We start from the raw sequence: 13,818 nt of genomic DNA on the forward strand, positions 1-13,818 counted from the left end.
AATTAGGTTGTACAAAAATGCTAAAAAAAGCGATGTTATAAAAATTTATTAAGAGCAACGGCAATACTTTTGGGATCAATACCTGCCTGTTGCTGTAATTCTTCAACGGTGCCCTGTTCTATAAATTGTTTGGGGATTCCCAGATTCTCTATATTTAAGAAATAATTATGTTTTGATGCGAATTCGCAAATAGCACTGCCCATTCCGCCGGAAACCACATTGTCTTCCACTGTAACAACTGTTTTGTGGGTGGTAAACACCTTGTGTAGCATGTTTTCGTCCAAGGGCGCTAAAAATCTAAGGTCGTAATGGGAGATCTTTTCAGTATTTTTAAGGTTCTCCATGGCTTTGGTGACATTTTCGGCCATATTTCCTATGCTAATTACGGCTATGTCCGTACCTTTTTTTAATTGAATCCCGCTACCAATGGTTAGCTTTTCAAAGGGTTGTTTCCAATCTATCATTACCCCTCTGCCTCGTGGATACCGAATTGCAATAGGGAGGTTAAGCCCTAGCTGTGCCGTGTACATGATATTCCTAAGCTCTATTTCATTCCGCGGAGCGAAAATGATAAGGTTGGGAATGCAACGTAGGTAGGACAGATCGAAAACCCCATGATGGGTAGCTCCATCTTGACCTACAAGTCCGGCACGATCCAAACAAAATATTACCGGAAGCTTTTGCAATGCCACATCGTGGATCACTTGGTCGTAAGCGCGTTGGAGAAAAGTGGAATAGATGTTGCAAAAGGGGATAAGCCCTTGTGTGGCCATTCCCGCTGCCAACGTTACGGCATGTTGCTCGGCAATCCCCACATCGAAAGCGCGGTGTGGGTATTTCTTCATCATATATTTTAGCGAGCTTCCCGTGGGCATGGCAGGGGTAATGCCAACGATTTTTTCATTGGTATCGGCGAGTTCGATAATGGTGGCCCCAAAAACATCTTGATATTTCGGGGGTTCTTCCTTGTTGGGCTGTACCACAAGTTCTCCCGTACGCTTATCGAATTTCCCTGGGGCGTGGTATTTTACTTGGTCTTCCTCTGCTTTTTTTAAGCCTTTCCCTTTGGTTGTGATTACATGTAGGAATTTTGGACCTTTCTTTTTCTTTAGTCGTTCCAGTTCTTTTAGCAATCGGGGGAGGTTATGGCCGTCTATCGGGCCACTATAATCGAAGTTAAGCGCCCTTATAATGTTATTTTTGGCGAGTTGCCTGTCTTTTTTTACATTGGTAAGGTATTCTTTTAATGCGCCCACGCTGGGGTCTATCCCAATAGCATTGTCGTTTAGGATTATTAAAAGATTGGCCTCGCTAACCCCGGCATGGTTTAGGGCTTCAAAAGACATTCCGCTGGCGATGGAGGCATCTCCTATAACCGCAATGTGATGTTTATCGGTATCTCCTTTTAGATTGGAGGCGATTGCCATTCCCAAAGCTGCCGAAATGGAAGTGGAGCTATGCCCAACACCAAAGGCATCGTACTCGCTTTCTTCCCGTTTAGGGAAGCCGCTTAAGCCATTAAGTTGGCGATTGGTATGGAAATTATTCTTTCTACCGGTTAATATTTTATGTCCGTAGGCTTGGTGCCCAACATCCCAAACCAAAAGATCGCTGGGGGTGTTAAATATATAGTGTAACGCAATGGTGAGCTCTACCACCCCCAAGCTGGCTCCCAAATGCCCTTCTTTGGTAGCCACAATGTCGATGATAAATTCCCGCAGTTCCTTGGCAAGTTCTGGCAGGTGTTTTCGGTCTATTTTTCTTAGATCTTCCGGAAAAATAATGGTATCTAACAGCTTTTGGCTCATAAAGCAAAAATACAAAGTATGTGCGGTTCTTGTGAGGTATTTTTAAATTCTTCTTGAAACATCATCGCCCCACTGCTGCACTCTTTCCCCAAAGCATGCCGAAATAGAATCGACTCCCAGTACACTGCCCTTGGCAAGTCTGCCAAGAACCGAAAGAGTAGGGATTTGGTTTTCCTCTGAGGTTAGTACACTGGCGTTTTCATTGGTTTCAATGCCCAGTTTACTGTGTACCGGGGCAATGAGATCGTTGGTGAGTAGGTTTTTTATAAGCGGTGTGTCTACCTTTAGTAGTTGGGGTGCATCCAGCACACAATTTACAAGCACTGGGGTGGTAATGGTTTCCTTGCCCATGGAGAATTGCCAACCTTGAGGGACTTGCGCTATATCTGGATTATTCACAAAATCTAAGGATAGAACGTCTGCTTTTATAAGGGCGAGCATCTGTTGCATGCTTTCCACGGGCGGACCAAAAGAATAACGCTTCATACGGTCGTAAAGCGCAATGGCCTTTACGAGAATGTCCTCTTCTATTTCAGCATAAGAAAAGGCATCAAAAATAATATCGTGGCAATGCCTCCATACCTGTCCCACGCAATAATCCAAGGAAATAGGGGCCTTGCCTGTGGCCATTTTAAGGTAGGCTTCGATGGTTTTTTGGGTAGCCCCTTCGTAATTAAAAAGTAAGTCATGCTTGTAATCTTCATCCGTGAGCCAGTTTATAATAACCGACTTTATATCGTTTTTCGTTAAGGTTGAATCTTTCGGAAGAAAGTGTTCCCTGTAAATTTCTTCGGAAAGGTTGGCTGCTGCTTCCTTAAAAAAATCGATATTATCGACCTTTTGCTCGCCGCTGGTCACTTTTGTCAAAGCATCAGAAAATTGTTGGTATTGAGCTTTTGAAGGAACAAAACGGCTGTCAATTTTTTCATTAATGGGTTTCGGAATCATGGGTTTTCCATCCAATGAAAATGGAATGATTTTCTTCGGAACCCTTTCCGTAGGATGATAAGAACACTGCAGGGTTTCTTTGTCTTCAATTTTAAAATGGGCTCCGCGCCCAATGGTGAGGGCTCTCATAATATCTATCATCGCCAAACCAAAACCTCGCAAGGCAACCTTGGTTTGTGGTGCTATTTTTGGAGAAGCGGTTAAATGGCGTACAGGGTATGGTTTATCTACAATTATAAGATCTTTATTGGATTCTGCATGCTGAATCCATTTTTTTAATTGGCCGGAATGTTCCGTGCGTTGATGCCCTACCGTAAGTAGCACTTCATCGGCATAAAACGCGTTTTCGTTTTGGTCTTTTAAAGAAAAGCCTGCTTCGGTCTTTTCAATATTCGTGATTTTAGAATTGATGAGTTTTGCAACACCATGTTGCAATAAAGGTGCGCTAAGTGTTTCGTAACGCTGTTTAAAATACAATCCGATTTTATTTCGTGGCGGGAAATAATCGGGTTCTAATGGGTTGGTATTTACAGTTGTCCAGTTTTTATAGGAAGGAAATGCTGGCAGTTGGATGTTTTTATAGGTAATCCCTGGTCTGCCATCCAAGCTTTTTAGATCCCTTTCAGAAATATTGAGCCAATTGGTACTGGGTTGATTGATGTTCCATATTCTTCCTGCTCCAGGGTCGGCAGCAGTTTCAAAAAGGATAATTTCCGCTTGTTTCTGTTGTTCGCTTAGGGCTTGTAACAAACTTTCCAGCGCAGATAAACCCCTGGGGCCAATCCCAATAATGGCAATTTTCTTCATGTAATGTGAAAGTAATTTTCTAACGCTAAAATACGTATTTTTAAAATGAAATCATTCCATTAGGTTTGGTGCAACTCTGTAGGCTGAATTGTATATTTGTGTTATGATAGAACCCTTTGACGATACGTACTTTATGAAAAAAGCGCTGCAAGAGGCAGAAGCTGCTTTCGATAAAGATGAAATCCCGGTTGGTGCGATTGTAGTGGTAGACAATAGAATTATCGCAAGAACGCACAACCTTACAGAAACCTTAACCGACGTAACCGCGCATGCCGAAATGCAGGCCATTACAGCCGCCGCCAATTTTTTAGGTGGAAAATACCTTAGCGGTTGTACGTTGTATGTAACTCTAGAGCCTTGCCAAATGTGTGCGGGGGCTTTGTATTGGAGTCAGATTAGTAAAATAGTGTATGGCGCTACCGACGAACAAAGGGGTTTTAACAGTATGGGAACCAAACTACACCCAAAAACAAAGGTGGTCTCCGGGGTAATGGAGGCCGAAGCCGTCAGTTTATTAAAACGTTTTTTTATTGAAAAGAGAAATTTAAATTAGAGGGATTTTTGCTGAAATCCTAGTAATTTTCAGTGACCTTTAATAGCTCATTTTTATTTTGTTTTACTTTTTCTATACTGAATAACAAAATTGATAAAGCTTACTCCCAAACCAATGATCAAAAAAGTATAGCCAAGTGCTTTCCTTTCTAAGGAGGAAGCGATAAGCAAACCCACTAAACAAAAAATAACCGAAATTAAAAAAAGGGTAATGGAGGTAAATTTCATAAAAAGGGAATCAATCTTTGGTTTTGTATTTGTAGGTAAGGTAAATGAGCCCAATAATAAAACCGATGGCAAGTAAAATATAGCCAACTATTTTTAAGGCAAATACAAAAAGCACCACAAGCCCTGCCAGGGTGCAAAGGAGTCCGATAAGGAATAAAGTAGATTTCATCTAAAGCGTTTTACGTATTAGAAATGTAAGAATAAGATTGTACTTAAACAAAAAAAGTCGCCCAATTTGGACGACTTTGTACTTTACAAAAATAAAATATCTTTAGCCGATTACTTGCACGTGTGCAGCAACCATACCTTTTCTTCCTTCTTCTTCTTCGTATTCTACTTTGTCACCTTCGTTTAGTTCAACACCTTTAAGTTCAGTTACGTGAACAAAAATGTCTTTACCTGTTTCGTCGTTGGTTATGAATCCGTAACCTTTTGATTCATTGAAAAATTTTACTGTACCAGTCATTATAAATTGTAATAAAAATTAAAGTACCAAATGTAGGAATTAAATTGAAAGTGCAAATAAAATTTAGGTAAAATCTTTTAAAAATTATTGATTTTCAGTGTTTTCGCCCTTTTTATCATTCATTTTATCAAGATTTTCTTTAGTCATCATATAATCTTGAATGTTTTTGCCTTTAGAGCGTGAATAGATAAATAGCGGAATGAGTATAAAGGCAGATGCTAAAACTGCCACCCCGATAATTTTATCCCCCATTGCGTGGTCGTCTTGCCATTTAAAATAATAGCCTACTACAAAAGCTATTAGAATGGCAAAAAATAATATTTGAACAATTCTTTTCATAGTTAATATGCGAATAATTATATAGTTTTATTTTGGAGGTTTTGCATTAGAATGAAGGTGTAACCAAAACTTTTATAAATCAGCTGTCCGTTAGTAATTTTTCAATTTCTGATTTCAGTTTTTCCAAATCCCTTACCACAATTGTCCATATAATAGCATCTGAAACGGTGTCGTAACCTTGGCTAATACGATTACGGGTGTCAACAATTTTTCTAGCGTTGGTAATAGGGAATTCTGGATGAATTTTTAAAATTTTGTTGATGGCCTCCCCAATAATTTCAATGTTCCTTTCAATCGCTCTTTTGCCTTTTAAGTCTTCCTGAAAAACTGCATATTCTTTTTCCTTAGGCAAAAAAGAATATATTTCATTGATAGCTTGTTTAATATCTTCCAGTCGCGTTCTAACCTCAATTTCCATAAATTCGGAATTTGTTTTGGTCTATTTCTTGCTTTAAAAACGGATTTTTTAATGCTTTTAACTCCAATAAGTCAATTCTGCGATTAAATATTTTCTCTAAATTGAATTTTAGGTCAAAATATTTGTCGGAATAAGAGATAGGATCTTTATCGTCGATATCCACTAAAAAATCAATATCGCTATCAGGTCTAAGTTTATCCTTAAGTACTGAACCAAAAGCAAACAAAGATTTCACCTTGTTGGTGTTACAAAGTTTTATGATCTCTTCGATATTTTTATGGATCTCTTTCATTTCTACCAAAGATAGGAAATTGTCGTCAATTGATTGGATGTGCTATTACCGAAAGTTTATGTGCGTTGTACGCCTAATTACTTGGTAAAAGAAATTAATTTTCTTCTGTAGGCGGTTAGCAATTTAGATTTGGATACAAATCCATAATACTTTCCATCTTTTACTACCGGAAGGTTCCAAGCGCCACTGTCTTGAAATTTCTGCATCACCCGCGTCATATTATCCGTTTGCATTTTTATCACTTCCGGAGGGTTTTGCATTACGTCTGAAGCTTTGATCTCTTCGTACAAACTTTGATCGAACATAATAGAGCGGATGTCATCCAAAAGGATGATCCCTTCTAAATAACTGGTTTTACGGTTTAATACCGGAAAAATATTCCTGTTGGATTTTACCACTGCATTGTGCACAATATCGCCGAGGTTCATGTCTGGGTATAATGGAACAAAGTTACGTTCTATCACCGTGCTCAAATCCATCAAGGTTAACACCGCCTGATCTTTATCGTGGGTAATTAACTCTCCTTTATTCGCCAACTCCATAGTATATACAGAATGCGGAATAAAATATTTAGTTATTGCAAAAGAGATGGTAGCAGTAATCATCAATGGGATGAATAATTCGTAACCTCCCGTAAGCTCGGCAATTAAGAAAATGGCGGTTAAAGGAGCGTGTAAAACGCCAGCCATTAAGCCCGTCATTCCCACAAGGGTGAAATTGCTTTCAGAAACAGGACTGTTCAACACCCCAATATTGTTTAAGATTTTGGCTAGACAGTTCCCCATAATACTTCCCATAAATAGAGTAGGAGCAAAAATCCCCCCAACACCACCGGCACCAAAGGTAATGGCGCTGGCAACAATTTTAAATAGAATGAGTCCAATTAGAAGTCCGATAACCACCCAAACATTATCCAAATCAATATTAAAAAAGTTGTTTTCCAATGCAGCCTTTGGGTTTCCTTGTACCAAATGGTTGATTACCTCGTAGCCCTCCCCGTAAAGCGGGGGGATAAAAAAGACAATAGTTCCTATGGCCATCCCTCCAATAATAAGTCTTTTTATGGGGGAGCTTATTTTATCGAAGAAATTATGGATACCACCGTAAACCTTAGTAAAGTAAATAGAGGTAAACCCGGCTACCAAACCTAAGAGAATGAAAAAAGGCACATCGTTTAAAACAAAACCATCTTCCAATTTAAAGGGAAGTAAAATATCACTTCCGAAGAAAAAATATGAAGTAATGACCCCCGAAATAGACGCTAGCAAAAGCGGTAAAAGGGATGCCAAGGTAAGGTCGAGACTAAAAACTTCAACAGCAAAAATAATAGCCGCTATGGGTGCCTTAAAAATAGAAGACATAGCGCCTGCTGCTGCGGCTCCTATAAGAAGGGTTCTGCTGGCTTGATTCATATGAAAAAGCCTAGCGATATTTGAGCTTATGGCGGCCCCTGTTGCCACCGTAGGCCCTTCCAGACCAACAGAACCCCCAAAACCTACGGTGAAAGGGGCGGTTAAAATACTTCCCACCATTTGAAATCTGCGCATAATCCCCTTTCTTTTTGAAATGGCAAATAGCGTAGAGGGAATCCCATGGTTAACACGGTGCCCAATTACATATTTCATGATAAGATAGGTAAGGGTTAAACCAATGAGTGGGTAAACAAAATAAAATGCGTGGTGGTATTGCTGGATAAGCTTTCCTTCCAGCAAAAGTTGGATTAAATGTGTTAGGTTTTTGAGAACCACGGCGCCAATTCCAGAAGTAAAACCTACGAGAATACTTAAAATATAAATAAATTGACGTTGAGAAATGTGTTTCGCACGCCATATTAATATTCTAGTAAACAAACTTTTTTTAGAATGTGGCATTCCGTTTTAATTTGTGTTCTATGGTAAAGCGCCTGTAAACAATTACTTGCAGGCGCCCCTAATTTATAGATTTAATTTAATATGTAGCTCTTTTAATTGCTCGTCATCAATTTTTGCAGGTGCGTCGATCATTACATCACGACCGGCATTGTTTTTTGGGAAAGCAATAAAGTCCCGTATAGTTTCTTGTCCGCCCAAAATGGCTACCAATCGGTCAAAACCAAAGGCCAATCCGCCATGAGGAGGGGCTCCGTATTGGAAAGCATCCATTAAGAAACCAAATTGAGCTTTTGCCTCTTCATCTGTAAAACCTAAATGCTTAAACATGAGTGCTTGTAAATCCCTGTCAAAAATTCTTATAGATCCACCTCCAATTTCGTTTCCGTTTAAAACAAGATCGTATGCATTGGCTCTTACTTGGCCAGGTTCTGTATCCAAGAGTTTTATGTCTTCTGGTTTAGGAGACGTGAATGGGTGGTGCATGGCGTGGTAGCGTTTTGTTTCTTCGTCCCATTCCAATAGAGGGAAATCCAACACCCAAAGTGGCGCAAACTCGTCAGCTTTTCGTAGTCCGAGACGTTCTGCCATTTCCATTCTCAACGCACTTAGCTGGCTACGGGTTTTATCCGTTGGGCCAGAAAGCACGCAGATTAAATCACCAGCTTGTGCTCTGGTAGATTCAGCCCATTTTTTAAGGTCTTTTTGATCATAAAACTTATCTACGGAAGATTTAAAAGTTCCGTCCTCATTACATTTTACATACACCATTCCCAAGGCTCCCACTTGAGGACGCTTTACCCAATCGATAAGTTTATCAATGTCTTTTCTGGTATAAGAAGCAGCTCCCGGAACGGCAATCCCAACAACCAATTCTGCCTCGTTAAAAACTTTAAAGTCTTTGTGCTGCGCTACTTCATTGAGTTCGCCAAATTCCATTCCAAAACGTATATCTGGCTTATCGTTTCCATATTTGCGCATGGCGTCGTCGTAGGACATTCTTGGGAAACTATCTATTTCCACGCCTTTAATCTCTTTGAGTAGATGACGGGTTAAGCCTTCAAAGACATTTAAAATATCTTCCTGTTCTACAAAGGCCATTTCGCAGTCTATTTGCGTAAATTCAGGTTGTCTGTCGGCCCTAAGGTCTTCATCCCTAAAACATTTTACAATTTGAAAATACTTATCCATTCCTCCCACCATTAGCAATTGCTTGAATGTTTGTGGTGATTGCGGAAGGGCGTAAAACTGGCCTTCATTCATACGGGAAGGCACCACGAAATCGCGGGCCCCTTCTGGGGTAGATTTTATTAAGTAAGGGGTTTCCACTTCGATAAAACCTTCTTTGGACAGGTAATTTCTAACTTCAATCCCTACTTTATGCCTAAAAATCAAACTGTTTTTAACTGGGTTACGCCTAATATCTAAGTAACGGTATTTCATCCGAAGATCGTCACCACCATCTGTTTCATTTTCAATAGTAAAAGGAGGGGTTTTAGATTCATTTAAAACCTTAATGCTCTTTACCAATACTTCGATATCTCCAGTGGGAATGTTAGGATTTTTAGATTCTCTTTCTATTACCGTTCCATCTACCTGAATAACAAATTCCCTTCCTAATTTTTGAGCGGTTTCCAAAACTTCCTTCGGAGTACGCTCTTCATCAAAAATTAATTGAGTAATGCCATAGCGATCCCGTAGATCGACCCAAACCATAAACCCTTTATCCCTTACTTTTTGAACCCAACCAGAAAGGGTTACCTCATTATGTATGTGTTCGTTGCGCAATTCGCCACAAGTATGACTTCTATACATGAATTCTTTACATTTTATAAGCTGCAAAGGTAATAAGTTACTGCAGGTAAAAGAAACTTTTTCAGCGGTAAATTAAATGGGTTGTAATTCAAGTTTTTTTGAAAAATCCGGACGGATGGAAGGATGAAATCGTACAAATTTCTTAGCTACCCTATCGTTTCAATGTTAAATCTTTAATTTTTAGGGTTATTTAATCTTCTAAAAATCAGGCAAAAGAAATTCTAATGTTAACTTAATGTTACGTAAATGTTTTTTTAATGTAATTAATTCACTATATTTGTTATGATAACGTAAAGTAACAATAATTTAATAACGAAAATATAAGATCATGAAAAATACTATTTTAATTTTTGCAATGCTTTTTTCGTTCGTGATGGTTGCTCAAAATGGTGAGCAAAAACCGAAGCTGGAGAAAGAAGGAGATATGGTTAAAGCTACTTATTTCCATGAGAATGGGGAAATAGCACAAACGGGTTATTATCTTGACGGAAAATTGCATGGTGAGTGGAAAGCTTACGATGAAACAGGTAAGAAAATTGCTTTGGCAGAGTATAAGAATGGAGAAAAGACCGGAAAATGGTTCTTTTGGGACAATAAAAGCTTAAACGAAGTTAATTATGAGGACAGTAGAATTACTGGCGTTACTACTTGGACAAATGCCAATCCTGTAGTTACTGTAGATTAATTGCAATTCGAATAAATCTTAAAACCACGCTTTTGGCGTGGTTTTTTGTTTTTAAACCAAAATTCTTTATAAATATTGCTTCTACAAGGCCTTAAGTTTTTAATACTTGTACTATTTCGTACTTTTGTCCATCTATAAAAGTAAAGCATGATAAAGTCAATGACTGGTTATGGGAAGAACATTATTCAACTTCCTTCAAAAAAAATCACTGTAGAATTAAAATCTTTAAACAGTAAAAACCTCGATCTCAATGCACGAATTCCGTCTTCTTATCGGGAAAAGGAAATAGAACTCAGAAATCTTATTGCAAATAGTCTTGAAAGGGGTAAGGTAGATTTTAGTCTGTATGTAGAAATAACCGGCGAAGCTTCCAATACTCAGGTAAATGCCAACGTGGTTAGGGAGTATATCGAACAGTTACGAAGTGTTAATCCCACAAAATTTACAGATAAAGACGACATTGAACTTTTAAAGATGGCGGTAAGAATGCCGGATGCTTTAAAAGCAGAGCGTGATGAAATAGATGAAGATGAATACAGGGAAATTAAAAACGCCTTGGAAGAGGCTTTAAAAGAGATCAATATCTTTCGTTCCCACGAAGGCGCTGTTTTAGAAAAGGATTTTGTAAGCCGCATTGAAAATATCTTGGTTTTACTTAAAAAAGTGGAAGAGATAGACCCAGAAAGATTGGAAGCGGTTCGCGAACGGTTGGAGAAAGCGGTGGCAGATTTAAAGGAAAACGTAGATGAAAACCGTTTTGAACAAGAATTGATCTACTATTTGGAGAAATTTGATATTACCGAAGAGAAAGTCCGTTTGGCAAATCACCTCGATTACTTTTTAAAAACATTGGCTTCCGATGATTCCAACGGAAAAAAACTAGGATTTATCAGTCAAGAAATAGGTAGGGAGATAAACACTATTGGTTCTAAGGCCAATTATGCGCCCATGCAACAAGTGGTGGTGCAAATGAAAGATGAGTTGGAGAAGATTAAGGAACAAATGTTGAATGTTCTTTAGGATCGAAAAGAAGTTTTCATTTTAAAATTGATGTATGCAAGATAAAAACACGGGAACCGGAGGAAAGCTGATTATTTTTTCTGCACCTTCCGGAAGTGGCAAAACTACAATTGTACGGCATTTACTTAACTATCCTGAATTGAATTTGGAGTTTTCCATTTCTGCTACTTCCAGGGAGCCTAGGGGCGAAGAAAAAGATGGTGAAAATTACTATTTTTTATCTACCAGGCAGTTTAAAGATCATATAAAAAACGATGATTTTTTAGAGTGGGAAGAAGTATACCGCGACAATTTCTACGGAACTTTAAAAACAGAGGTAGAACGCATTTGGGCTTTGGGAAAAAATGTAATTTTTGATATAGATGTAGCCGGCGGATTGCGAATAAAAAAGAAATTTCCTGAAAATACCTTGGCAGTTTTTGTAAAGCCACCAAGTGTAGACGAGCTTAAAATTAGACTCAAAAAACGCAAAACAGAAAGCGACGATAAAATAAATATGCGTATTGCCAAGGCATCCGTAGAATTGGCAACTGCCCCGCAGTTTGATAAAATTATCAAAAACTACGATTTAGATACCGCAAAACAGGAGGCATATGATCTGGTAGCAGATTTTATCGGTTTGAAAAATAAATAAATGAAGGAAGAGCTTATAATTCTTTCTGATATTTGGGGAAAATCGCAATCGGATTGGATCGATAATTACGTAAAGGCCTTAAAAAATAACTTTACCATTCGATATTACGATTGTTGTGAATTGGCTGGGATTGACTCAAAAATTAATCAAAAAGAAGAGCTTCATCAACAATTTTTGAGCTTCGGAATTGAGTTGGCCGTGCAGAAGCTCAGCGAACAGGAACAGAATAATGTATCCATTTTGGCATTTAGCATTGGAGGCGTTATTGCATGGAAGTTTGGTCTTAAAACAACTAGGCTCAAAAATCTTTTTTGTGTGTCATCAACTCGGCTTAGGCTGGAAACGGACAAACCAAAAGGTTTTATAAAACTCCTTTACGGAAAAGAAGATTCATTCGTTCCGCCCGAAATTTGGTTCAAGACTATGAATCTTAACCCTACATTTTTTGAAAATCAGGGTCGTGATTTGTATTCAGAAAAGGAGTTTTCAGAAATAATAAGTAAAGAACTTATAAAGTTTATAGACTAAATGAAGAAAAGAATTGGTCTTTATTTCGGTACTTTCAACCCTATTCACGTGGGGCACTTGGCCATAGCCAATCATATGGTGGAGTTTTCAGACCTCGACGAAGTTTGGTTGGTGGTTACCCCCCACAATCCCTTGAAAAAGAAAAGCACGCTTTTAGATAACCATCATCGGTTGGAAATGGTGTATCGGGCCACCGAAGGCTACGATAGGCTAAAACCAAGCGATATTGAATTTGGGTTGCCGCAACCCAATTACACCGTTAATACCTTGGTTTATTTAAAGGAAAAGCATCCTGAAAATCACTTTTCAGTGATTATGGGGGAAGATAACCTTAAGAATTTCCATAAGTGGAAAAATCATGAGATCATCTTGGCAGAAAATGATATTTACGTTTACCCAAGGATAACTAACGCCCCTACTAAAAAGAATAAGTTTGAAGATAGTCCTAAAATAACAAAAGTGGAAGCTCCTATTATGGAGATATCTTCCACTTTTATTAGAAATGCGATTTCCAATGGTAAAAATATCCAACCATTGTTACACTCCCGAGTTTGGGAATATATAGATTTAATGAATTTCTATAAATAAACTATTTTGTAAGCGTAGGAATACGTAATACCTGCCCCGGGTAAATTTTATCAGGATCTTTAAGCATTGGTTTGTTGGCTTCGAAAATTTCTGGATATTTCATAGCGTTTCCATAGAATTTTTTTGCGATTTTGCCTAGAGTATCACCGCTCACTACGGTGTGGAACTGTGCTTCTGGTTCTTTATGTTCAACTTCCATCTGGTCGTCTACCACTGCAATCCCTGCACTATTTCCTACCACTAAAACCACTTTTTCTTTTGTACTTTGGTCATGGGCTTTACCATGTATAGTAGCAGTATCACCCGTAATTTTGATGCTTAAATTATCTACTTTCAGGCTTAAATCGTGAATGGTTTCGGTTAAATCTGCAGCCGCTTTTTTGTTGGCAGCTTCAATAGCTGCTTTTTTATCAGCTGCAGCCTCGGCAGCTTCTTCAGCAGAGGTTTTTCCGCCGAAAATCTTGGCTCCGGCATCTTTAATAAATGAAAATAATCCCATGATTCTTATTTTTTATGTTGATAGTTATTTTCATATAAGATAAGAAAATTATTACGATTGAACAATCAGTAATGATAGTTAAAGTTTTGCAAATAGCTTATAATCAGAAATTAAAGTTCCGTAAAAGTGTTGTCCTTTTAAAATCGAAACATGGACCTTTCTGTTACAAATAACCGTTAAGGGTTTCAAAAGGTAATTTTAATCAAAATGAAGCTGTACTTTAACCTGAATAATATAATGGCTATGAAAACATCAGGTGGCTCCCAAAAAAAGGTCGCCTATTGTTTTCAATAGACGACCTTTGCAAATAACCAACCAAAAAA

16 protein-coding genes are annotated in these 13,818 nt (G+C 38.3%); 6 read left to right on the forward strand and 10 right to left on the reverse strand.

All coding sequences use genetic code 11. The features are described 5' to 3' along the window. Window positions 1-35: 35 nt before the first annotated feature. Window positions 36-1,808 (reverse strand): 1-deoxy-D-xylulose-5-phosphate synthase, encoded by a 1,773-nt coding sequence (gene dxs, locus HX109_RS06785; protein ID WP_178950500.1) that lies wholly within the window; start codon window positions 1,806-1,808, stop codon window positions 36-38. Between the two features lie 42 nt (window positions 1,809-1,850). Then, window positions 1,851-3,563: an FAD/NAD(P)-binding protein gene (locus HX109_RS06790; RefSeq protein WP_178950502.1), complete on the reverse strand. Its 1,713-nt coding sequence runs from the start codon at window positions 3,561-3,563 to the stop codon at window positions 1,851-1,853. A gap of 103 nt (window positions 3,564-3,666) precedes the next feature. On the opposite strand from HX109_RS06790, the gene HX109_RS06795 reads away from it, so the two are divergent. Continuing rightward, a complete protein-coding gene (locus HX109_RS06795; protein ID WP_178950503.1) occupies window positions 3,667-4,116 on the forward strand; it encodes a nucleoside deaminase in 450 nt (149 codons plus the stop codon). 237 nt (window positions 4,117-4,353) lie between these two features. Here the strand turns inward: HX109_RS06795 and HX109_RS06800 are convergent, their stop codons facing one another. The 7 genes from HX109_RS06800 to aspS all read right to left on the reverse strand — a co-directional run bounded on the left by HX109_RS06800 (window position 4,354) and on the right by aspS (window position 9,541). Further along, entirely contained in the window at window positions 4,354-4,512 is a 159-nt protein-coding gene (locus HX109_RS06800) for a hypothetical protein (RefSeq protein ID WP_178950505.1), read from the reverse strand. Window positions 4,513-4,614: 102 nt separating this feature from the next. Further along, a complete protein-coding gene (locus HX109_RS06805) occupies window positions 4,615-4,809 on the reverse strand; it encodes a cold-shock protein (RefSeq protein ID WP_008611726.1) in 195 nt (64 codons plus the stop codon). Between the two features lie 84 nt (window positions 4,810-4,893). After that, complete coding sequence (locus HX109_RS06810; protein WP_178950507.1) at window positions 4,894-5,148, reverse strand: hypothetical protein; 255 nt, start codon at window positions 5,146-5,148, stop codon at window positions 4,894-4,896. A gap of 79 nt (window positions 5,149-5,227) precedes the next feature. Continuing rightward, window positions 5,228-5,566 carry a DUF86 domain-containing protein gene (locus HX109_RS06815; RefSeq protein WP_178950510.1) on the reverse strand — a complete coding sequence of 113 codons (339 nt, stop codon included), beginning with the start codon at window positions 5,564-5,566 and terminating at the stop codon, window positions 5,228-5,230. Then, complete coding sequence (locus HX109_RS06820; RefSeq protein WP_178950511.1) at window positions 5,556-5,858, reverse strand: nucleotidyltransferase family protein; 303 nt, start codon at window positions 5,856-5,858, stop codon at window positions 5,556-5,558. The genes HX109_RS06815 and HX109_RS06820 overlap by 11 nt, the downstream gene beginning before the upstream one ends. A gap of 77 nt (window positions 5,859-5,935) precedes the next feature. Then, on the reverse strand, window positions 5,936-7,729 hold the full coding sequence (locus HX109_RS06825; RefSeq protein WP_178950513.1) for a chloride channel protein: 1,794 nt from the start codon (window positions 7,727-7,729) through the stop codon (window positions 5,936-5,938). Window positions 7,730-7,792: 63 nt separating this feature from the next. Continuing rightward, on the reverse strand, window positions 7,793-9,541 hold the full coding sequence (gene aspS, locus HX109_RS06830) for an aspartate--tRNA ligase (protein WP_178950515.1): 1,749 nt from the start codon (window positions 9,539-9,541) through the stop codon (window positions 7,793-7,795). Between the two features lie 328 nt (window positions 9,542-9,869). Between aspS and HX109_RS06835 the strand changes: the two genes are divergently transcribed. The 5 genes from HX109_RS06835 to nadD all read left to right on the forward strand — a co-directional run bounded on the left by HX109_RS06835 (window position 9,870) and on the right by nadD (window position 12,996). Further along, the gene (locus HX109_RS06835; protein ID WP_178950517.1) at window positions 9,870-10,226 is read left to right on the forward strand and encodes a toxin-antitoxin system YwqK family antitoxin; all 357 of its coding nucleotides are present in this window, start codon (window positions 9,870-9,872) and stop codon (window positions 10,224-10,226) included. 147 nt (window positions 10,227-10,373) lie between these two features. After that, entirely contained in the window at window positions 10,374-11,246 is an 873-nt protein-coding gene (locus tag HX109_RS06840) for a YicC/YloC family endoribonuclease (protein WP_178950518.1), read from the forward strand. 34 nt (window positions 11,247-11,280) lie between these two features. Further along, window positions 11,281-11,880, forward strand: coding sequence for a guanylate kinase (gmk, locus tag HX109_RS06845; RefSeq protein ID WP_178950520.1), 600 nt, complete (start codon window positions 11,281-11,283; stop codon window positions 11,878-11,880). Then, complete coding sequence (locus HX109_RS06850; protein ID WP_178950522.1) at window positions 11,881-12,408, forward strand: alpha/beta hydrolase; 528 nt, start codon at window positions 11,881-11,883, stop codon at window positions 12,406-12,408. Beyond that, on the forward strand, window positions 12,409-12,996 hold the full coding sequence (gene nadD / locus HX109_RS06855; protein WP_178950524.1) for a nicotinate (nicotinamide) nucleotide adenylyltransferase: 588 nt from the start codon (window positions 12,409-12,411) through the stop codon (window positions 12,994-12,996). A gap of 1 nt (window position 12,997) precedes the next feature. Here nadD and lysM read toward each other — a convergent pair whose 3' ends face one another. Further along, the gene (gene lysM / locus HX109_RS06860; protein ID WP_178950525.1) at window positions 12,998-13,495 is read right to left on the reverse strand and encodes a peptidoglycan-binding protein LysM; all 498 of its coding nucleotides are present in this window, start codon (window positions 13,493-13,495) and stop codon (window positions 12,998-13,000) included. Between the last annotated feature and the right edge of the window lie 323 nt (window positions 13,496-13,818).

Source organism: Galbibacter sp. BG1, from assembly GCF_013391805.1.
Lineage (GTDB): Bacteria > Bacteroidota > Bacteroidia > Flavobacteriales > Flavobacteriaceae > Galbibacter.